Annotated in this window: 16 protein-coding genes; 2 read left to right on the top strand and 14 right to left on the bottom strand. The window is 41.5% G+C overall.

From position 1 onward, the window contains the following. Positions 1 to 28: 28 nt before the first annotated feature. The 4 genes from ACWF5P_RS15165 to ACWF5P_RS15150 all read right to left on the bottom strand — a co-directional run bounded on the left by ACWF5P_RS15165 (position 29) and on the right by ACWF5P_RS15150 (position 2432). Positions 29 to 1129, bottom strand: coding sequence for an endospore germination permease (locus ACWF5P_RS15165; protein WP_434168520.1), 1101 nt, complete (start codon positions 1127 to 1129; stop codon positions 29 to 31). A gap of 293 nt (positions 1130 to 1422) precedes the next feature. Continuing rightward, positions 1423 to 1635 carry a hypothetical protein gene (locus tag ACWF5P_RS15160; protein ID WP_434168519.1) on the bottom strand — a complete coding sequence of 71 codons (213 nt, stop codon included), beginning with the start codon at positions 1633 to 1635 and terminating at the stop codon, positions 1423 to 1425. A gap of 155 nt (positions 1636 to 1790) precedes the next feature. Continuing rightward, positions 1791 to 1928: an anti-repressor SinI family protein gene (locus tag ACWF5P_RS15155; RefSeq protein ID WP_434168518.1), complete on the bottom strand. Its 138-nt coding sequence runs from the start codon at positions 1926 to 1928 to the stop codon at positions 1791 to 1793. Positions 1929 to 2210: 282 nt separating this feature from the next. Further along, complete coding sequence (locus ACWF5P_RS15150; protein WP_434168517.1) at positions 2211 to 2432, bottom strand: hypothetical protein; 222 nt, start codon at positions 2430 to 2432, stop codon at positions 2211 to 2213. 341 nt (positions 2433 to 2773) lie between these two features. On the opposite strand from ACWF5P_RS15150, the gene brnQ reads away from it, so the two are divergent. Then, positions 2774 to 4114 carry a branched-chain amino acid transport system II carrier protein gene (gene brnQ / locus ACWF5P_RS15145; protein ID WP_133353042.1) on the top strand — a complete coding sequence of 447 codons (1341 nt, stop codon included), beginning with the start codon at positions 2774 to 2776 and terminating at the stop codon, positions 4112 to 4114. Positions 4115 to 4536: 422 nt separating this feature from the next. Here the strand turns inward: brnQ and ACWF5P_RS15140 are convergent, their stop codons facing one another. The 8 genes from ACWF5P_RS15140 to ACWF5P_RS15105 all read right to left on the bottom strand — a co-directional run bounded on the left by ACWF5P_RS15140 (position 4537) and on the right by ACWF5P_RS15105 (position 17885). Next, on the bottom strand, positions 4537 to 5055 hold the full coding sequence (locus tag ACWF5P_RS15140; RefSeq protein ID WP_230177755.1) for a DinB family protein: 519 nt from the start codon (positions 5053 to 5055) through the stop codon (positions 4537 to 4539). Positions 5056 to 5695: 640 nt separating this feature from the next. Then, positions 5696 to 6571, bottom strand: coding sequence for an L-serine ammonia-lyase, iron-sulfur-dependent, subunit alpha (gene sdaAA / locus ACWF5P_RS15135; RefSeq protein WP_230177759.1), 876 nt, complete (start codon positions 6569 to 6571; stop codon positions 5696 to 5698). Positions 6572 to 6602: 31 nt separating this feature from the next. Further along, the gene (gene sdaAB / locus ACWF5P_RS15130; protein WP_101224774.1) at positions 6603 to 7265 is read right to left on the bottom strand and encodes an L-serine ammonia-lyase, iron-sulfur-dependent subunit beta; all 663 of its coding nucleotides are present in this window, start codon (positions 7263 to 7265) and stop codon (positions 6603 to 6605) included. Positions 7266 to 8015: 750 nt separating this feature from the next. Then, positions 8016 to 12347 carry an endonuclease gene (locus ACWF5P_RS15125; RefSeq protein ID WP_452445033.1) on the bottom strand — a complete coding sequence of 1444 codons (4332 nt, stop codon included), beginning with the start codon at positions 12345 to 12347 and terminating at the stop codon, positions 8016 to 8018. A 54-nt stretch (positions 12348 to 12401) separates the two neighbouring features. Then, a complete protein-coding gene (locus ACWF5P_RS15120; RefSeq protein WP_452445032.1) occupies positions 12402 to 15212 on the bottom strand; it encodes a bifunctional metallophosphatase/5'-nucleotidase in 2811 nt (936 codons plus the stop codon). 540 nt (positions 15213 to 15752) lie between these two features. Further along, entirely contained in the window at positions 15753 to 16604 is an 852-nt protein-coding gene (locus tag ACWF5P_RS15115) for a pirin family protein (RefSeq protein WP_402944147.1), read from the bottom strand. Positions 16605 to 16674: 70 nt separating this feature from the next. Continuing rightward, the gene (locus ACWF5P_RS15110; RefSeq protein ID WP_452445031.1) at positions 16675 to 17148 is read right to left on the bottom strand and encodes a MarR family winged helix-turn-helix transcriptional regulator; all 474 of its coding nucleotides are present in this window, start codon (positions 17146 to 17148) and stop codon (positions 16675 to 16677) included. Between the two features lie 182 nt (positions 17149 to 17330). Next, a complete protein-coding gene (locus ACWF5P_RS15105) occupies positions 17331 to 17885 on the bottom strand; it encodes a helix-turn-helix domain-containing protein (protein WP_048678909.1) in 555 nt (184 codons plus the stop codon). Positions 17886 to 17988: 103 nt separating this feature from the next. Here ACWF5P_RS15105 and ACWF5P_RS15100 point away from each other — a divergent pair, with 103 nt between their 5' ends. Next, positions 17989 to 18573: a LysE family transporter gene (locus ACWF5P_RS15100; RefSeq protein WP_230177769.1), complete on the top strand. Its 585-nt coding sequence runs from the start codon at positions 17989 to 17991 to the stop codon at positions 18571 to 18573. A gap of 226 nt (positions 18574 to 18799) precedes the next feature. Here ACWF5P_RS15100 and ACWF5P_RS15095 read toward each other — a convergent pair whose 3' ends face one another. Together ACWF5P_RS15095 and ACWF5P_RS15090 are read right to left on the bottom strand one after the other, a co-directional pair. Further along, positions 18800 to 19585: a PhzF family phenazine biosynthesis protein gene (locus ACWF5P_RS15095; RefSeq protein ID WP_452445030.1), complete on the bottom strand. Its 786-nt coding sequence runs from the start codon at positions 19583 to 19585 to the stop codon at positions 18800 to 18802. Between the two features lie 297 nt (positions 19586 to 19882). Beyond that, positions 19883 to 21295, bottom strand: coding sequence for a LysM peptidoglycan-binding domain-containing protein (locus ACWF5P_RS15090; RefSeq protein ID WP_452445066.1), 1413 nt, complete (start codon positions 21293 to 21295; stop codon positions 19883 to 19885). Positions 21296 to 21351 lie beyond the last annotated feature (56 nt).

Below are 21351 nucleotides of genomic sequence, written 5' to 3'. Positions count from 1 at the left end.
ACTTCGTACTTCCTTTTAAGACCCGAACTTAGTTACGCCGATCATTTTTCTGAACCTTGGCGATTATTAGTAGTATCAATGGAAGCAGAAACCCGAATGTCATAGCATAATACGGCCAGATTTCTGTAATGAATTCACTATAATGAACAATATTCGGTGTCATAATCAATGTAAAGGCAATCAAAAGGATACCAAACGGAAAAATCAGAGGACGATAATCTTGCAATTTAAACGTTTGTGCCAAGCCTAAAACGGTCACATAAAAAAACAAACTAAATCTAATAAAAATGGTGATGAACCATATTATGGCTAGTATTGCTTCCAGCCGCATCAAGAAATCAGCGATATTTATTTTCTTTGCCAACATATAGATTGGATAACTATGTCTTGCTGTTGACTCGGAACCAAGTACAAGAGTGGCTAACATAGTTATAATGATTAAAACACTTCCACCCAACAATTGACCGACAAAAAGGCTTTTTCTTATTCTGTCTTTTTGACTTACGAACGGGAGGATCATAAGAACCGCAACCGATTCAACAAACGGGAAGACAATAAATGGTATAGATCCCCTTATAACCGGTTTCAATCCTCCCTCCCATACGGGTTGCAGGTTTTGTAATTTAATCTCGGGAAGCAGCAGAATTATCAGTGTTGATACAAGTAATACAACATAGGGAAAAAATATTTCCGCGCTTCGGGCCAAAGGTTCCAAACCAAGACGCGCGGCCATGAGGACGACACTCATAAAAAGAATCATGATCACCTGAATTGGAGTATCAGGCATAATATGACTGTTTATAAAATCCCCAATTTCACTCAGATAAGCCGCTGCGGTTATAAAAAAGTAGCTTATAAATAAAAGAGAAATTGCCATTCCCAGCCACTTACCCAGAATTTTTTGGCTGTATTCCACTAATGTTAAATCAGGATAGCATTTCCTTAAGGCGTCATATATAAAAACAATCAATAACGGTGCTATTGCCACGCTTATCATGCCCGAAATCCAAGCATCTTGTTCAGCTTCGGAAGCGACAACGGAGGGAATGACTAAAATAGAATCTCCAAGCGTATATAAAATCACTAATATCATCAGTTGACGGCTTCCGATTTTACCCTTCTCGAGCATTTTCATAAGTTCCTTTCACGACTAAACGGTAAGTTATATACAAAAAGCAGAAATTCTGATTCCATAACCATTATTGACAGAAGAGGACTATACAAACCCTGTTGAGTACAAGTTATTTTTACTCCCGTTGATAGGATATCTTAGAGCTTCGATTCAATTTCTAATAATTTAAGGAGTATCGCTCCATGAAAAAAAGAGCTGCCAAAGCACCCCCCTTGAAATAAAACCCCATTAGTTTAAGTACTTGTTCGGAATGGGAAAAAGGCGTCCCGTTTCTCCAGAAACGCCCAGTATTAAAAATTCCTCTCTAACAAAATCCCCACTTGCTCTGCCAAGACTTGAGGTGGATCAGGTATTCCATTCGTGAAATACGATTCTACTATCCCAACAATAGCTACTCCAAATAATTGAAAGATAACCTCTTTACTTAATCCTTGATTTTTACCTTCGTTTACATCTACTTCATTCTGTACTTCTTCGATGACAAGCTCTGCATATATGTGCAATAAGGATCATCTGTGTAATATTATTAACAGGAACAAGATATCTTCAATGACCAATTGAGTACGATTCGTGCGTTAGTGCACAATTCGAGTGAAATTGTGTAATATGCCTTCTTCCATTTATTCTCACGCTTTATTAAATGAAATAAAAAAAGACCTTATTCAGGTCTCAGAGATTGCGATTGATTCAAGAATTCTCTAATTTCTTCTATAGAAATCCCCAGCTCCCGGGCATCCAATAGCATTTCTGCCCATTCCTTATCCAAGCCTTTTTCAATAAATAAAGAAATTAACATGTTCGCACTCCCCGTTTAGTTAAGACAATTCATATTAATTATCCTCGCATTTAACGTTCCAATTTTATCCAGGAAAATTTTCTACGCAAACTATACATCGAAGGCCACTAAAATCTTTAGCAATCTTTGTTATTAATCCCAGAACGATAATATAAACTCACTTTTAACAACTGAAATTGTTCCTTATTTAACACAATGAGTGGACATGTGTGTTATTTTAACGCCACTATTTTACTTTACTACAACATTTAGCCTAACGTCCCCTCAAACAAAAACCGAATTTCATCTATCATTTTCCCTGCTTCTTTTTCCTTCAAAATATATCGATGCCGCAAGAGAAATGATTGCAATTGATACCATGCCAGCTAACCAAGATAAGTCCATATCCGTGATATACTTAACCAAATTAATTATAGGAAGCATGAATATGAAAATTAGTAATAAAACATCCTTTTTGCTTTGTTTCCGTTTTTCAAAGAACAATCCCAGTATTTTCTCAACCATTCTAAACACCTCCTTAATTTTTCCACAATTAAAGCCCGCGTCTAAACCGTCAATCTTTATCGAAAGTTCAAACTGGTTCGCGACGTTAAGCATTTTTTTCAACCGCCTCATTTCCTTTACATTTCAAATTTTATGAGTATGAGCAGCCTTTAGATGTTCAAAATAAGGTAAGGGCGGACCACTGATCATCAAGGTAAATAATAAAAAACAAAAAATATATTGAAATATCAAATTAATTTAGTTATAATACTGTACGGTCTTAGTATTACTGTTTATATAATTTTTAGAAAATTTAATAATTTTCTAAAATAGCAAATTTTGGTTTTTTCGGAGGGTTTATTTTGTCTAATAAGGTTCCATCTTCATTTATAGTAGTGATTGGTTTCATGTTATTTGCCCTTTTCTTCGGGGCAGGGAATTTAATTTTCCCGCCAATGCTTGGTCAATCGGCAGGTATGAATATCTGGACCGCTAATGCAGGGTTTTTGGTCACAGGAGTAGGATTACCGTTACTTGGTGTGCTGGCTCTCGGTTTTTCTGGAAAAGATGACTTACAATCGTTAGCGAGCCGTGTCCATCCAGTCTTTGGCATTGTATTCACAACCGTTCTTTATTTAGCCATTGGTCCATTATTCGCAATGCCTAGAACAGGAAACGTTTCTTTTGAGATCGGTGTAAAACCTTTTTTGCCTGAAGATCCAGGTCCATTGCCTTTACTTATTTTCACCATCATCTTTTTTACGGTTTCGTGCCTTCTTTCGCTCAATCCTGCGAAAATTGTCGAAATTGTGGGGAAAGTTTTGACACCCATCAAGTTGACGTTTATTGGAATCCTGGTGGTAGTCGCTTTCGTTAATCCAATTGGTGATTTTGAAGCACCTGCCGAGCATTATATGGTTCAACCATTTTTCAATGGATTCAGAGAAGGATATTTAACCATGGATACTCTTGCATCTTTTGTTTTTGGCATCATCATCATTAATGCCATTAAAGAAAAAGGTGCCAAAACAAAAAAACAAATAATGATCGTTTGTGGAAAAGCGACTGCCATTGCGGCCGTTATCCTTGCTACCATTTATACAGCTCTCTCTTATATGGGTGCTTCAAGCGTTGGGGAACTTGGACGCTTGGATAATGGAGGCATTATCTTGGCGAAAGTATCGGATTACTACTTTGGATCGTATGGTGGGCTATTATTAGGATTAATGATCACAGTGGCTTGTATAACGACGAGCGTAGGACTCATTACCTCTTGCTCGACGTACTTCCATAAACTATTTCCAAGTCTGCCTTACAAAACGATTGCCATAAGTTTATCCATATTCAGTGCAATCATTGCCAATATTGGACTAACCGAGTTAATTGCCATTTCAGTACCGGTTATGACAGCCATTTATCCATTAGCCATTGTTTTGATCTTCCTAACATTTCTTCATTCCTTATTTAAGGGAAGACCTGAAGTTTATCAAGGCAGCTTACTTTTAACATTCATCGTCAGTTTATTTGATGGATTAAATGGAGCAGGTGTACACATTTCATTCATCAATGATTTCTTCACTGCAATACTTCCTATGTATGAAGCTGGGCTTGGGTGGATCGTCCCTGCCATTGTTGGAGGATTCATTGGGTATGCAAGCAGCGTCTTAAAGTCGAAATTCGGTCATAATCACCAAATAGATTAAATGAAATAAAATCAGTCCAGGCATATAAACTGTAGACGAACTCGAAGATAAGCGAGTTTGCCTACAGTTTTTTTCTTTGGCTGTTTTCGCATACTTTGTTGCTATTTACCAAGTAATGCGGTGTGGTTGATCTCCACTCCAGATGCTCGCTTTCCGCGGGGCGGGCGGTGAGCCTCCTCGGCGTGAACGCCTGTGGGGTCTCACCTGTCCCGCTGCTCCCGCAGGAGTCTCGCACTTCCGCTCCGCTCCAATCAACCTTAAATAGTTTCGTTTTAAAAACAACCATTTTTACGAAAAGAGCCTTTTATTTAAAAGACGTTCCAGTTGATTTCAGAAATCCGCTCCCTTTCCGCCGACTGTCTGCCAAGCCTCATCAAAGCAAGCGGCTTTGGGGGCTCGGCTAGCCAGTTATTCGGCAGGAGTCATTCATTTCGTAATTTCTTCAGCAACTGAAAAATCTGTCCTCGATGATGTGATTCATGTTCAACCAAATGGTAAACGACCCATTCAGGCGTGACGTCATATTGTTCAAGTACCCTCGGTTTACGCCAATCCGTTAGGTCCATTGTGCGAAAGTTTGAAAGAAATACTTCACGTACATTATTGAGGCGGTAGAAATGTTCTTCTAATGTTTGTCCTTCAATGTGGTTTAGGGAGCCATCTTCGGCACGACATCCTAATGGAAACAACGCGCGTATTTCCGAATCCCATTCCGAAACAAGGACCTCCTCGTATAACCAATCTGCCTCTATCAGAGCTATGTGATACAACATCGAGCCAATCGTTTGCCTTTCATCGATTTTCGTATCAAGTATATTTTGGCTGATTCCAGTCAATTTCGTTATCAACGTACGGCGAACATCTTCTAAACACCATAGCCACCGCCCAATTTCTTCTTCATATCCCGGTAATGCTGATACCAGTAATGCTCTTCTCTCCACTAAGATCAATCCTCCTCTTCATCAACATACATTCTATTTAAAATTGGTGTCACCTCCTTTTTAATAGAAAATACCCCTTTAGGGCAGGACAAAAAGAGCAATCTTTAAGATTGCTCTTTCGCTTGTTCATGTTTTTTCGTTTTATGTTATTCGATATCTTCGAAATTAACTACCCAAAAAAAGATTGGCTCTCATCTCGTCTGATATACGCCTGCTTTTTAGATAATCCTGTTCCCGTTCTTGTTCAACCATCATGCGCTGCTCCAGTTTTTGAGCATATAGTGCATAGCCGATTCCATGAGCCTGAAACATCGCTTTTTCCATTGCCGACGTGTACGTTAATTCGAGAAAATTAATGAAGAATCAATCCTTCCCATAGTGAATTTCGTACTCATCTTATCATTGAAATTGATAACTAACAAAGTTGCTATGGCTCCATATTCACTGATAATTCAGATTTTTTAACGATTCTTTCCATCTCCGTGTCCATAAACGCCAAATTCCTCCATCTTCCTCTAATTTCCTTTTTTCATTCACAAAAAGATAATCTTATTATTGAGCAGGTTAAGGGATTGGAGTTGTTTTTTTAAGACAAATTAAAAACCCCATTAACAAACCTTTTGTTAATGGGACTGAATGTTTATTTATATGAACCGAAAATTTCCTTTGCCAATCTACGCCCAGTAGGAGTCGCAGCCAGGCCGCCTTCTGCCGTTTCACGAAGTGCAACCGGCATGGTCAATCCGATTTTATACATGGCATCGATAACTTCGTCACATGGAATACGGCTCGTAATGCCTGCAAGCGCCATATCAGCTGCCGTTATCGCGTTGGAAGCCCCCATTGCGTTACGTTTCACGCAAGGAACTTCGACCAATCCAGCCACTGGATCACAAACCAGTCCAAGCATATTTTTCAATGTGATTGCCATCGCTTCTGCGGCTTGGCTTGGTGTACCGCCGGCCAGTTCCACTATCGCAGCTGCGGCCATTCCGCTTGCCGAGCCCACTTCTGCTTGGCAGCCGCCAGCCGCTCCAGAAATGGAAGCGTTGTTTGCAACCACGAATCCGAAGGCAGCGGAAGTGAAAAGAAATTCAATCATCTCTGCCCGGGTCGGGTTTAATTTTTCTTTCACGGCAAATAATGTACCGGGCACAACGCCCGCAGAACCTGCAGTCGGAGTGGCACAAATCATTCCCATTGCTGCGTTCACTTCGTTCGTCGCAACAGCTTTACTGACGGCATCCAATAATAAATTACCTGCCAGTGCCTTGCCCGACTTGATATAATTTTGCAAAAGAACAGCGTCTCCGCCCGTTAGGCCTGTCACGGATTGCACACCTTTCAGACCTCTTTCCACCGCTTGTTCCATCACTGTCAAATTCCTGTCCATCTTTTCGATGATCTGTTCTCTCGACAGGCCTGAGAACTCCATTTCTTGTAAAATCATGATTTCCGCGATTTTTACCTGTTTACTTTCAGCAAGTTCTACTAACTCTGCTACATTTCGGAACATGTTTTTACCTCCATATCTATGCCAGCACTTATCATTCAACCATCCTTATGACTTGTGACACGTTTTCCAATCGTTCAATTTCCTTCATGACATCGCCCTTGATTTTCTGATCGACTTCAATCACCATGAGAGCCATTTGACCTTTTTCTTTCCGTGAAACTTCCATATGGCCAATGTTAATTTCATGATTCGCCAATACTGTCGAAACGGAAGATATGATTCCAAATACATCGTTATGCACGACTAAAATGGCTGGGTTTTCACCCGACAATTTAAGCTTGAACGTATTCAATTCCGTTATTTCTATCGTTCCGCCGCCAATCGAGATCCCAACAAGTTCTAATTCCTTATCTTCGTCGAACAGTCTGATCTTGACTGTATTAGGATGATCCATCACCGTATCCTCGATTGTAAAGGAAACGTCCATACCGGCTTCTTCCGCTATCGTTAAAGAGGCAGGAATTCGCTCATCATCCGTATCGAAATCCAAGATCCCGCCTACGACAGCAACATCCGTACCGTGTCCCCTATATGTTTTTGCAAAAGAACCATATAAAGAAATAATCGCTTTCTTCGGTTGCTTTCCGAATAATGTCCGTGCTACTCTGCCAATTCTGGCAGCTCCTGCTGTATGTGAGCTTGAAGGTCCAATCATGACGGGACCGATTATATCGAATGCAGATCTGTATTTCATCGTGAAATGCCCCATTTCTGGCAATATATTTTTTAACCGTCTTTTAAGGATGAATGAAGATTAAAAAGCGGCATAATTACTATATTAAAATATTTTTGTCATTCCTGCAATGAAAACCCTTTCATTGCATATCCCATATTAACATATATTACATAACATACCTACCAAAATATTTTTTATTTAATGCAAAATAAACGTTTGATTTTTCAGTATTTTAAGATAATTAACTATCAATGATTAACTTTATATAAAAGCATGAAAAAAGCAGCCTTGTGGCCACTTTTAGTTTGTAGATAAAAAATCGTGAGCACTTGCATAGTCACGACTTTTTCTTTTTAAGCAAACCAGCTAATAGTAGCGACTCAATTCATCCATTAAAGGGCCCCTTTATTGAATAAGAAGGTCATTTCCTCGACCGTTCACGCACTTTATTCGACCTTCCACCCTCTCGATTCGACCGTTCACCTACTTTATTCGGTCTTCCACCCTCTCGATTCGACCGTTCACGTACTTTATTCGACCTTTCACCCGCTCGATTCGACCTAAACCGCCCTTTATTCGACCTTTAACAATTTTTTTCATTATTTTGCGGTCCACGCATTAAATGCCAAGCGACGCACTCATTTAACAGGGTCTCCGCTAGCTAGTTAAACCAAGTCTCCTCTTAACATCATGGTTGCACTTTCGCCCCCCTTGTGTCAGCAAACTAAAAAAGCAGCCATCAGGCTGCTTTCCCTTCTATCTCCGATTTTAACTTGCCTTTTTCTCATCGATGGATTTAGCGGCACCCCAAATTTCGGATGCCCATTCAGGATGATCGATGAATGGATTGCGGTTATTTTGCCAGTCCTGAATGACATCATTGCGATGGCTCTCGAAATCGTCTACTGGATCGAGTTCATTCCATTTCAATAGTGTCGATAGCTTTCCATGAAGCGGCTTCGGATACGTATTGACTGTATCGGATAATTCAAGATCCAACTCGCCGTTTCCTTCATATCGGACGGCCATGTAAAATAACATCCTTGCTATATCGCCTTTAACATGATTTGGCGGCTCCCATGAATCTGAATCAAACTTACATTCACATCCACTATATGTTTGACCGCCCTCGTCGAAATCAAGGTGGCCCCGTTTACCATTCACTGTCACATCAGCGGGACGGAGGTGATGAAGGTCTGTCCCAGGCCCTTTGCTTGTCCCAAAATCACCGTGGGACTTTGCCCAAACATGTTCACGGTTCCATTGTCCGGTATTGCCCCCATTCGCGTTCTCAGAGATGGATTTTCCAGAGTAAAGCAAGATGACATTCTGCTTGTTCACAGGGTCTTCATCCGTTTCCTTAAGGGCATTCCACACTTGATCATAAGATAACATGGTGTGCCCCTTAATAATCGAGTGCAGAACCGCTTTCAATTCCGTTCCCGTTTTTCCTGCAGCCGTTTCGTAATAAGCTTCAAGCGGCTTATCATTCGATACGGTCAACGTGAAACGGGCAACCGCTTCCGATTGCTGGTCCTCGGCCTTGACTGCGACAAGGTATGTTCCAGCTTCATTTGCAGGAAGGATTAATGTCTGGCCGGTGACCGTACCGATAGTCGATGAATAGGTAAGTTCATCTCCATCTGGATCTGAGAAGTGCTCACTCAAATCGATGGTGACCTTGGAGCCTGCTTTCACTTCAAGATTTTCCAGGTTTTTCGTCACGACGGGCGCATGATTTTCTTTAGGGTCAAAAGGGGAAGCAATCGCTTCCCCCTTGGAATCGACAAACTTGATATTCGATGTGTCTACGCCATCTGTTACCGACCATTTCTGAACATTTTCAGCGCCCCTGATTTCTTTTACATTAGCGTTATCAATGATGACTTCCTTCACCGCCATGCCTCCAAAATCAATGATTGCGCCTTCCTTATCCGGTTTTATCGTCACAGCAGCATTCTTCAGCCCAAGGCCTTTGAGTACAGCATATGAACCTTTTAACCAGATACCTTCTTCAATGTTCGATGTTTCGTCAAGATCGATCAAAACACTAGGTGAAGCGATCGTAAGTTTTTTTGTTTTAACGTTTGTTAAATTATACGTTTTTTCTGGTGCAGGAGTTTCGACTCCACCAGATTCAGATAAAGAGGTTGAAATCAATACAGGGTCATGATCGCTAGCCCTTCCATGAACTTCCATGAAGGATGAGTTAATATGGATAATATCGACTTTCGTTGTCGCGGCCATATTATTCGAAACAAGGATATGGTCCAGTACTTGTGAATTGCCTTGATATGTGTAAGAATAACGTTTTTCAAATGGAACTTTTTCGATCATATTGGTTAGGTCTTTGCCCTTTAATGTTTTAAGCGGAGCCGAAAATTCAAAATCATTAAAGTCTCCAAGCAGGACAATATTCGCTTTGGCATCCTGTGACTTGATATCACTGACAAACCGATTGACGATAGAGGCAATTTGAAGCCTTTGCGTTTCACTTGAAAGGACAGGAGGCTGGTTTTTGCCGAATAACGGCTGGTCACCGCCCTTGGAATTAAAATGATTGGCTACCACCACTACGCTTTCGCCTTTAAATTCGAATTGAGCGGCCAAAGGCTTCCTGCTTGATGTGAAGGCGGGATCGGTAGGCTCGATTCGTCCAGGGTTCAAGGTAAGTTTTCCATCTTTGAAGGCCACAGACTGTGTTGCCGTTCCTTTCGTTCCTTCAGTCAATTTGACACGGTCGACATTATATAAAAAGCCTACCCGGATATTCCCGCCGGGTGCCCCGCCATCAAGTTTATCTTCTGGAGCGATATCGATGTATTGATATTGCGGTCCGCCCAGCTCTTTTATTTTGTCGGTTAACTTCTTGGCACTTTGAGCAGAATCCGTTGTCCCGCTATCTGTTGCCCCATCATTATCTTGCATTTCCGTTACGCCGATGATATCGGGTTGTTTTAGATTGGTAATGATGGATGTTGCGATCGTTTCAACTTTCGAATTAGCGGTTTGAGTCGAGAAATTCTCGATATTATAGGAAGCGATCGATAGCTTATCAGCATCCTTCTCTAAGGATGTCACTTCCCGAGCCGTACCGCCATCCTTTAATGCCGGCAGCTGAGCTTTATCCGTCAGTACCCTATAGTTGCTATATCCATAGCTGATGACACCCGTAACCGAGCCTTCAAAGAAGTCACCGGTTTTAGCTGTAAATGATTCATCATTTATATCCAGGGTAATTCTTTCAGGATTGAAATCCGTTTCCGTTATTTTGACGCCTCCAACTGCAGTTGTCGTTTCCATATTCCCCGGAATCACGACCAATTCACCATAGTCTTGAGGAGCAACCACTTTCGGGTTATATACTTCTACGAGCATTCCCTCCAAACTCTCGTAGAAATCAATGCCGTCTTCACTTGGGTTAAAGTCTGTCAATCTATCATCATCGATGTTCTCAGACGGCGGAATGACATCTTTTCCAATGATGATCGGTTCTGGCATAGCTGCAGTGCCAAGCTTTTCAATCGTCGTATTGGTCAATTCAGTTGTTGGCAGATCCGTCGTTTTCATTTCAGCGTATCCTTCGATATACCATTCGGCAACTTTACCTGCCACTTTGACATGATCTCCCGCTTTCAGGCCATGTGCTTTGTTGTACACAAGTATTCCCTCGGATGTCTTCAGGTCCTTATCCGGGTTGGGATCTTGCATGTAAAAGTTATTCGCATCTTTTACATACGTGACGACACCTTCCACACCTGAGACGAGTTGAGTTTCATATGATGAAAAATGATTCATCCCTTGAATGTCACGAATCTTCACTTCATTGATTTTGGTAACGGTATAGGCAAATGTGAAAACTTCCGATATCTTGTCATTGACAGCGATTGCCTTGATGACCGTATCTTTCGTTAAAATGATAGGTTCTGTGTACACAGCACTTGAAGACGTCGGTGCGGATCCATCCAGCGTATAATGGATTTTCGCTGCTTCCCAACCAGATTCAAGTGATACCTTTGTATTTTCACTAACCGTACCAGGGAAAATATCCGTGTAAACGGCTGGTTTGTTCAACAGTTCATAATCTTCAATACCACGCGGCTTCAACTGATACGTGTCATTGAACCTCGATCCGATTCCGGTTACAGAAATGACATCCCCTGCTTTAAAGCTCTTCACGAAATCTTCATAACTTGAACCGGTCCGGTTATCATGGCGAACGACAACAGATTTCCCTTCAGTATCTTCCGCCTTGAATTCGAATGTTCCGTATGTTCCCGATGCTGCCAATTCTGTAATGGTTGCTTTCTCAATGGTAACCAGCTCACCTTGTGTTTCCTCATTTACGCCAGATGCATCAATTTTTTGGATATCAGGAAGTTCATTCCCGGAGGAAACCACTTTAAGGGAGGTTGGTTGAATTTGTAATTCATTATTATAAGCGGATACTTGTCCGATTAAAGTAACCTTATCCCCTAGCTTTACATCCGCAGGCCACGAAGAACCATAAACATATAGCCCAGCCGTTTCATCCTGGATATAAAAACCCTTTCCTCCCCAATAACCAAGGCCCGTGGTGACCACCCCATCGACCTGCACGACATCTTCAGTATTCGTGCGTGCTTCGGCAATGGAGTCCAGTACCTTTACATCAGGCTGTTCTGGAGTCGTTCCTCCATCAGTGATAATTTTGTAATCCGTCGCGGATTTCAGGCCGGGTACTGAAAAGTACTTTTCAAGCTTCCCCGTAATCGTCACCTGCGCATTGAGTAATTCTGGATGTTCGACCAAATTCAAAGCAGTTCGGATATTTCCGGCTGGAAGCTGAACAGGCATGATTTTCTTAACATCCGTTTCATCCGGTCTATCCGCAATACCTATATTCGTACCTTCAGTAAAAGGCGATGTTTGTTGATAGCTTGTACCGCTTTTAGCTGTACCGACAATGTATCCCTTCACCGTCGCCGTACCGCTGTTATTATTAATCGCTTCCGTTACCGATATTGTCCCTTCCGCTTTTACAGCGGCTGCATATGGCAAAACCGTTGACAGCACAATCAGTATGGCAAAGAAAAGCTTGCTTATCCCGTTCTTCTTCAAGATCTCAACCCCTTCAACTTTTTTTCGTAGGCTCAGCAGTCATTTGAATACCGCTTAAAGAATGGTTTCGCCATTCACCGTGACACCGCTCATGCTCACGGTCTTACCGTTAAGTCCCGATAAATCCAAATTACCCTCGACTGTAACTTGCGAAAAAGTAAAGTCATCCGGAGGAGTTCCTGTTAATGTAAGATTCCCTTTAACCACTGCATTTTCCAATGAAGCAACATCAGTAATATCAACAACTACATTACCTTCATGGGTTTTTGGCGCATCAGCCGTTCCGCCAAAGTCTTTGGCCAATACCACAGTCGGGTCTGTATTGCTTCCGGCAACATCCTTGATGCGTCCTTCGATGCTTGGATCGACAGTTTTCAGCCCGCTTACATAATCCCGTAAATTCTCCCAATCAGCGAGTCCGATATCCGTCACTCTTCCTTCTTCATAAGCCTTCTTGAAAACGGTGAATCCATCTCCGCCCTTGGCTGTAAAAGCATTGGTCGCCACGACATATTCCTTCGCTGCATCCAATACGGAATATGTTCCATCTTGTCCAAGTACTTCAGCCTTTGTGACACGATTGCCTGCTTCCTTCGAACTGTCGTAGCTGAATTTCATTCCGGAAACATGCAGGAAGCCGCCATTTTCCTTAGGAGCGAGGCTTACACTATGCTCTAATGCTTCATTGATTTCTGCACCCGTAAGCTTCATCGTCGCTAACGTATTCCCAAACGGTAAAACGGTTAGGATTTCCCCTAAGGTGATCTCACCTTGATCGATGCCAGCGCGGATGCCCCCGCCATTTTGGAATGCTATGACCGTATCCTTATTGAATTCCTTCGCTTTAGAAAGCATTCCATCCGTAATTAAATTACCCAGTTCCGTTTCATTTTTGCGAACACTCGGCTTTGTTTCATCTCCTGCATCACGCGGTGTTTCCAACGCCTTCACAGCAGATGCACCAGTCTGCGTATCCTTCAGCTCCTTAATCTTCGAGGAGTATGTTTCGAGCACTTTTGCCGCTTCAGCATCATCCTGTTTTTCAGAAAGCTTAATCAGCTTACCGGCTTGTCCGACAATCTTGCCTTCCTTATCGAAGTTCACATCGATCGTTCCTAAATAGTCGCTATATTGATACCCTTGAACGATGACAGTCGGCTCTTTCGTTTTCCCTTTATCATCTTTGTCAACAACAACGGGGGCGTCTAACTGCGTATGGCTATGTCCGCCCACAATCACGTCGATGCCCTTGACCTTGGCAGCCAATGTTAAATCATTGTCATAAGCCGCATTGTCATCATAACCAATATGGGATACGGCAACTATCTTATTGACACCCATGCCTTTGAACGCCTTGACCGCTTTTTCGGCTTCTTCAAGATAGTTTTCAAATTCTATACTTCCTGGACTTGAAATGTCTTTCGTCTCTTCAGTTGTAAGCCCGAAGAACCCTACCTTTTGGCCATCCACTTGTTTTACGATTCCATTGTATATCTTCCCTTGCTCCGGCTTACTTGAAATTAAATCCGAGAATAGTCCCTTGAATTTATCATCTTTGGAGAAGTCCACATTCGAACTGACAAATGGGAACTGTGCCCCTTTAATGAAGTCAGCCAAAGCTTGATGCCCTTCGGCGCTTGATCCCAAATCAAACTCATGATTCCCGAATGTCATGACATCATATTTCATTAAATTCATGAAGCGAAGATCCGCTTGCCCTTTGAATTCATTAAAATAGAGGGTTCCCGAGAATACGTCACCAGCATCCACCAAAAGAGCTTGCGGCTTACTCTTACGCACTTCCTTAACAGCCGTCACCCTTTTGGCCACATTGTCCAAATGGGCATGCGTGTCATTCGTATGCATCAAGGAAAGCGTGATCGCCTTCGCTGGATTTTTCAAGGCTTCTTCAGCGGCAGCGACTTTCTTATCTGCCAATGCTATTTTCGAAAGGAATTCCTTTCGGTCCGACTCCTTGATTCCATTTAAATTAATGGCTGCTTTCGCCTTTTTAGCCGCGTTTATCTGTTCTTTCGTTTTAAGTTCCCCATTGGCAAGTGCTACATAGGCATTGACCCGTTTGGCCACTTCCTTTTTCTTTTCTGCATATACCGCATCATCATACTTACCTTTCACTTCTTTCACATAGGCGTGTATGGCTTTTCCGAGCTTGGATGTTTTGCTGACTTTTTTCAACTGTGACGAAACGGTTTGCATCCGCTTGTCCGCGGTCTTTAAATCACCCTTCTTCACCCAGTATGCAGCTTTTTCATAGTAGTACGGAACTTTCAGGTCACCGTTCAAAGCTGTTTTGGTCGATACAGTGAATTTATCGTATAGGAGCTTTTCGATTTTCGCACCGTAAACCGTATCTTTAATATCTTTATCTGCCTTTTTCACGGCCTTATCCAGTGCTTCGTATTGATTCCTGATATCTATTGATTTCTTGGCAAGTATTGAATTCGTAAGGGCGCTAATAGATTTACCATGTGAAGCTTTTGCTTTCTCCGCCGCTTTATATCCTTTTACATAACCTTCTGAACGAGTGATGTACTTATCATAAGCTTCGATTTCTTTGTATTTGGCATCTTTTTCTTTTTTGCTTAGCATTGATTTTTTAATATTAGAGTTGATGTCTTTTTTTGCTTGTTTTGCAGACTTGATTTGTTTTTCAACAGTGGATACTGAAGCGAGTTTAGAAGTGTAGAAATAGGTGTCGAATGGTTTTTTGATTGCTGCCTTGGCCGTTTTGATTTTACTATTCAGGCTAGTGGCAGCATCCGAAGGTGCAGGTGCTACTGCTACGATCGTTGTCGCAGCCATTATGGTAGCTGATGCAATTTTTACGATTTTCTTTTTCCCCATTATAGTTAATCCCCCCATAAGTTCTATACTGACATAACATCCAGCTAACTTATCCATAGAATTGACGCGCTTTTCCAAAAATTTAATTCCGGCAAATTGACTTACCCATACACAAATCCACCCTACTTTTTTCCTCTAAAGATCCGTGTATCTCCTATATTACAACAAAATAATCCAATTTTAAAACAATTTTACAATACAACATCGAATATTAACAGAATATTATCATTATAATCACCCCAAAATACCTAGTGGCTAATTGATGATATATCAAGAAAATTATTTAATGGTAAAATAGAATCAGTTTCATCTAATTCTAAACTTAGTCTTTATACCTAATTGCTGAAAAGCAAAAAAGGGAGAGATTTAAATCTCTCCCAAACTGCAGATAATGACGCCTAAGACTAGTTAGCATCCAGTTTTTTCTTAAAAAAAGTCCAGTTAATTTCAGAAATGCTCTCCCTTATAATCACTATCCCCGCCCACCAATATGGGAAGATTCAAAAAAAAGAGCATCAATTACGATGCCCTTTTTCCATCTTAATGCTTCAAGAAAGTGCCTTGCCGATACTCAAGGTATGCCTGATCGATTTCCTCTTCAGTATTCATGACAAACGGTCCGCGGGCAACAACAGGCTCCATTAAAGGTTCTCCTGCATATAGAACAAGTCTTAAAGGTTCAGTTGCCGTTATATCAACTTCACTTTCCCCTGATTCTTTACAAGCACCCAGCCATAATACCTGTCCCTTTGAGGCTCTCACTTCGTTGTTACCGAAGATTCCGCTTCCTTCTATTAGATAGATGATTCCGTTGTAGCTTCCTGGTAAATTCTGCGTGACCGATGCTCCAGGCTCCAGGACCATCTCCACCATCGTCACGGGAACATGGTTCTTCGTTGTCGAGATAACATCCTTGGATGATCCGGAAAAGACACGGATCAGTGCTCCTTCTTCTTTTCTGACCGGCATATCTTTTGCCATTAAGTTTTGATATCTTGGTGTCGTCATCTTTTCACTCCGGGGAAGGTTGACCCAAAGTTGAAGGGAATGGGCAGTCACACCTTCGGAAGGCACCTCATTATGCACGACGCCACTTCCAGCTGTCATCCATTGGACATCACCAGGTCCAAGTATCCCTCCATCCCCGGTATGACTGTCATAGTGCTCGATCGTTCCGTCAATGACGAATGTAACGGTTTCGATTCCCCTGTGCGGGTGGATATCGAATGATCCCTTTTGAAATTTATCCTCCATCATTAAAAGGAACGGATCACTCTTTTCCCAGTTTCCTGGTTCTATGACTGGTCCGGCCGTATGAATCGGACTATACCTTTGAAGCTTCACATCTTTCACTTCGACAATATCTCGTTTAAAATGATTTTCACTTTTCATTACTCCATTCCTCCCTTAAGTTACTAGTAAACTGATAAAAATCCTATCAGTATGGCTGCCTGATCCAGTCTTAGGATTCCTCCTGGCTGGCATTAGGCACTTCAATCTGTAAACTATGTCTATGAATCTTTATCATCATTTCATGCATGCGCTTCTTTTCTTCATCATCCAATATATCGAATAATGAAGCTTGGAAATCGGATTGAATAGGCATGACCTTTTCCATTAACTTTTTCCCTTTTTCCGTTAATGAAATATATTTAACTTTCCATTGTTGATTACGGACGATCAAGTTCTCTTTTTCCAGCCTTGTCAGCATATGTGATACGCCTCCACGGCTTATCGTTAGGTGCTCCGCTAATTCGATTTGTGAAACAGGCTGATGGATAAGTACTTGTGCCAACATATCGAATTGGGCAGCGGTGACGCCGAAATGCTGTAAGTGTTCATTCGAAAGCTGATTGCTTCTTTGATAAAAACGAACCATTCGCAGCCAAATCAGCAAACTCAATTTGTTCTCATCCGAAAATCCCCGTCTATCCATGTAAAGCCTGCCTCCCATCTTTGATGCACCATCAGTTTACTAGTAATTTGATGACAAGTCAAATCGTTGGGCCTTTGACTTTTTGAAGCAGTATCCCCAACAGGCAGACCATACCACCAGTCAATCCATAGGGGATATTCACTTTGCTAAGATATATTAACAGAACTACATTACTCCATTTTTTAAGTTGGATAATATAAGATCATGCTTAATCGAGTTAATGTATCCCCTGAATTATGGTAGGCATGCGGTCTGTCAGCCTTGAACCTGATAGAATCACCATTCCTTATTGTAAATTCTTCGTTATTTACACGTACAGTCACTTCCCCTTCAAAAACAGTTATGTACTCTTCCGTCCCTTCCCTATGCGAATCGGAACTTAGGAATCCACCTTTTTCTATCTCGACTGAATATACTTCAAAGCGCTTCTCATCCTCAAAGGGAAAGTGGGGATAAACTCGATATTTGCCGTTATCTTCAGATAATGATTGAATTTCACTTTTTAAAACAATTTTTGTATCTGGCTGCGGACTATTTATCAATGAAGAAAATGAAATCTTTAATCCATTGGCTATTTTCCAAATTGTCGTAATCGTAGGGCTCGATCCACCCCTTTCTATTTGTCCGATCATCGTTTTGCTTACTCCAGTTAATTCGGCAACCTTTTCAAGACTTAATTTTTTACTTTCCCTGATGGCTTTTAAATTGTTAGCAATAATAAAATTTATTTCTTCCATAAAAATGCTCCTTATTTACAATATAACGTCGGCATTGTACAATAAAAAGGAAATCGTTATAATGTCAATTTTGGTCATTATAGCATACAAAGGGGAATCAACCATGCCATTACTATCTTTTTTGCTGTTTGTTTTTGTTACCAGTTTCACTCCGGGTCCAAATAACATCATGGCCATGTTATTTGCGAACAAGTACGGGTTAAAAAAGACGATTAAATTTTGTTTCGGAGTAGGTGCCGGTTTTTTTGTAATCATGCTATTGTGCAGTTATTTTAATGTTTTACTTGAAAATTCCATACCAAAGATTGAATTTATCATGACGATCCTTGGGGCAATTTACATGCTGTATCTGGCCATAAAAATCATTTCCAGTTCAAATAAAGCGAAGGACGATAATGATGACAGGAACAACAGTTTTATAGCTGGCATGCTTTTACAATTCATAAATCCAAAAGGAATCTTATATGGCATCACGGCAATATCGACCTTCATCCTACCTTATCACTCTTCAAATTTCAGCTTACTATTCTTTTCATTATTTCTGGCTTTTGTTGGTTTTATGAGTACGTTCTGCTGGAGTATGTTCGGTTCTGTTTTTCAAACGTTTTTATCAAAGTATAGAAGTCAGTTTAATGTAATCATGGCTTTGTTATTAGTGTATAGTGCCATTTCGATTCTTGCACACTAAACAAAGGTAAAGGGCACAAACCTTCATTAAGAAGGATTGCCGAGTTGTAAATTTCGAACGTTCATTTCCACTCTAGGCACTCGTTTTCCGCGGGCGGTCCGCCCTCGGCGCCTTTGTGCCTGTGGGAACCCCCTTGGACGCGCCTTTCCCGCAGGAGTCTCGAAAACCGGCTCCAATCAACTTTTTTAAAAATTTAGATGGAACCCACTCAAATCTTCCCCCTGCATTAAATGGTTAAGTTCCCTTTGAATATTGTGACGGCATGTCCGGAAAGTTTAACTGTGTCTTCCGTTACTTCAACCTTCAATAGACCTCCTCTTTCCGATGCCTGATAGGCTATAAAAATACTTTTGTCCAGCTTTCTTTTCCAATATGGTCCCAGACAGCAATGGGCTGAGCCCGTTACTTGATCTTCGTCAAGGCCTTGGGCAGGGGAGAAGAAACGTGAAACGAAATCATATTCACTGCTATCCGATTGACTCGTTACAATGACGCCCCGAACCGGCAATTGGGCAATGGAATCTATATCCGGCTTTAAATTCCTTACGATTTCCTCTGATTGAACTTCGACTAGAAGATCCCATTTGTTTTGCCCAACATACTCAGGCTCAACACCTAAAGCCTTTATCAGTAAATCAGGGGCAGCGGTCTCCTTCTCCCTTAATGACGGAAATTCCAACTGAACCATTCCTTCAACGAATTTTGCAGTGAGAAGCCCGCTTTTCGTCTGATAGGCAATCGGCTGATTCCTTGGCACGTATCCTTTATCCCATAAAAAGAAAGAGCTTGCCAGCGTCCCATGTCCACAAATCGGGATTTCAATGAAAGGTGTGAACCATCGCAGCTTCCATTCACCATTATGAGGTTGAATAAAAGCAGTAACAGGCATATTAATCTCTTTAGCTATTCGCTGCATCCACTCGCTGTTACTTTCCCCGGTAAGAAGGCAGACTGCAGCAGGGTTTCCTTTAAAAGGTTGATCTGTAAACGTATTTATGATGGTTAATTCCATTAAATGTTCCTCCGGTAAGTAATATTCTAGTCTCCTAATTCCACAATGAGGAGCCCTTTTCCTTTTTTGAATGACCATTCCCTTGTTTTTTAAAGAGTTCTCATTAAAATGAAAAGGACCACCATATGGCGTCCTCGATTAAGTCCCTTTATCGACTCAGATTCCAAACGATTATTAACGTTGTTATAAAAATCCAATTCTTGAAATGCATTTCGAAATCACTAAAATAGACAGCTTTATAATAAAGCTGCCCTTCATATATATATATTTTGATACACCTTGCTGTAACAAAACACCCTACAGTTTCCGTACAATAAATGTATCCCCAAGCAGTTCCCAATTCTGTGGAAAAGGATAACCAAGTACCCAATAACTGAGACCCCTTGACCTGTAAATTTTCACCAAGTCGAATTTGGCTTTAGCACTGCGTGCGTCCTCAAACCAAACTTCATGTGTGCGCCCCTGATTATCTTTGTACCTATAATAAGGTGATTGGGCTGTCTCGTCATATTTTATTTCTACATTATATTGGACGGCGCGTCTGATGGCTTCCTGCATGTCGAAAGTCTCTGCTTCCTGCCCCTCTTCATGAGGAATAAGCCAGTCCCGTGCATAAATTTGAAATCCTATGAAGATTTTATTTGTTGGTATCACCGTTACGGCATAGTCAAGGACACGCTTTATTTCATTAATGGGAGAGATTGCCTGCGGCGGCCCCTTTCGGTAACCCCATTCATATGTCATCAGCACCACGAAGTCGAGCAGCCGTCCGTGAACTGGATAATCATGTGCCTCAACTAATGGCCCCTTTTGATTAGCGCTAGTTTTTGGGGCAAGGGAGGATGACACAAAGTAACCCTCAGGATGCAATCGATCCACTGCTCTTTGGAGAAAGCGATTATAGAAATCACGGTCCTCTGGTGCTACACTTTCAAAATCGATATTCAATCCACGGTACCCTTTATTTTTCATCGTTTTTATGACGTTGGTTAATAATGTTTCCACTAAACTTAAATCGGAAAGTATCGTATGTGCAAGCTGTGTTCCCGCTTCCGTTGCGGAAAAATTCGTTATGCACATCATGGGTATGACGCCAGTTGACTGTGCCGCCCGTATCGTCGGGGTGTCATCTATGACTTCTAAGCTGCCATCTTTCCTCATTCTATAACCGAATGGACTTACGTAGGTCAAATCGTAGGCTACATCACGTACCTGCTCCGCACCTACTTGCCCGTAAACGTTTGTAAAACCATTTACATCAATGATAGGTTTTGGTTTCTGGGGAATCCTTATTATCCTCCCGATATGAATATTGGACGGATCTGTAATCCGATTCGTTTGCATAATGGCTTGAACTGTCGTTCCATAACGTCTCGCTATATCATAAAGGGTATCTCGTTCCCTTACGGTATGATAAATAACCGGGATGGTTAGTCTCTGCCCTGGATAGATAGCGGAAGGATTTGTGATGCGATTCGATTGCATGATTTCCTGTACCGTAATTCCAAACTGATTTGCGATATTATTTAGAGTATCACCTTGCTGAACCCTGTACTGAAGATAAGGTTCAGGAATCAAAAGAGCTAGGCCAATCACCAGCTTATCTGGATTTTCAAGGCCATTGATCCGAACAATCCGGTTGATACTGACACCATATTGCTTGGAAATTCCCCACAAAGAATCCCCCCTATTCACCACATGGATTTTCACATGCACAGCCCCGCTTTCCTTCAAAATATTCCCTTCATTTTATTCCCTAGATAGCC

It is taken from the genome of Peribacillus sp. NPDC055009 (assembly GCF_053608705.1).
Note: the sequence above shows the minus strand (reverse complement) of the source record. Positions and strands in the feature narration are given on the sequence as shown.

Bases quoted from the DNA above. Each gene is read 5' to 3' on its own strand.
- ACWF5P_RS15155 (WP_434168518.1), bottom strand. From the start codon at position 1,928: ATGTTAATTTCTTTATTTATTGAAAAAGGCTTGGATAAGGAATGGGCA.
- ACWF5P_RS15120 (WP_452445032.1), bottom strand. From the start codon at position 15,212: ATGGGGAAAAAGAAAATCGTAAAAATTGCATCAGCTACCATAATGGCT.
- ACWF5P_RS15150 (WP_434168517.1), bottom strand. From the start codon at position 2,432: ATGGTTGAGAAAATACTGGGATTGTTCTTTGAAAAACGGAAACAAAGC.
- ACWF5P_RS15105 (WP_048678909.1), bottom strand. From the start codon at position 17,885: ATGGAAGAAATAAATTTTATTATTGCTAACAATTTAAAAGCCATCAGG.
- ACWF5P_RS15110 (WP_452445031.1), bottom strand. From the start codon at position 17,148: ATGGATAGACGGGGATTTTCGGATGAGAACAAATTGAGTTTGCTGATT.
- ACWF5P_RS15095 (WP_452445030.1), bottom strand. From the start codon at position 19,585: ATGGAATTAACCATCATAAATACGTTTACAGATCAACCTTTTAAAGGA.
- sdaAB (WP_101224774.1), bottom strand. From the start codon at position 7,265: ATGAAATACAGATCTGCATTCGATATAATCGGTCCCGTCATGATTGGA.
- ACWF5P_RS15165 (WP_434168520.1), bottom strand. From the start codon at position 1,129: ATGCTCGAGAAGGGTAAAATCGGAAGCCGTCAACTGATGATATTAGTG.
- sdaAA (WP_230177759.1), bottom strand. From the start codon at position 6,571: ATGTTCCGAAATGTAGCAGAGTTAGTAGAACTTGCTGAAAGTAAACAG.
- ACWF5P_RS15100 (WP_230177769.1), top strand. From the start codon at position 17,989: ATGCCATTACTATCTTTTTTGCTGTTTGTTTTTGTTACCAGTTTCACT.
- ACWF5P_RS15115 (WP_402944147.1), bottom strand. From the start codon at position 16,604: ATGAAAAGTGAAAATCATTTTAAACGAGATATTGTCGAAGTGAAAGAT.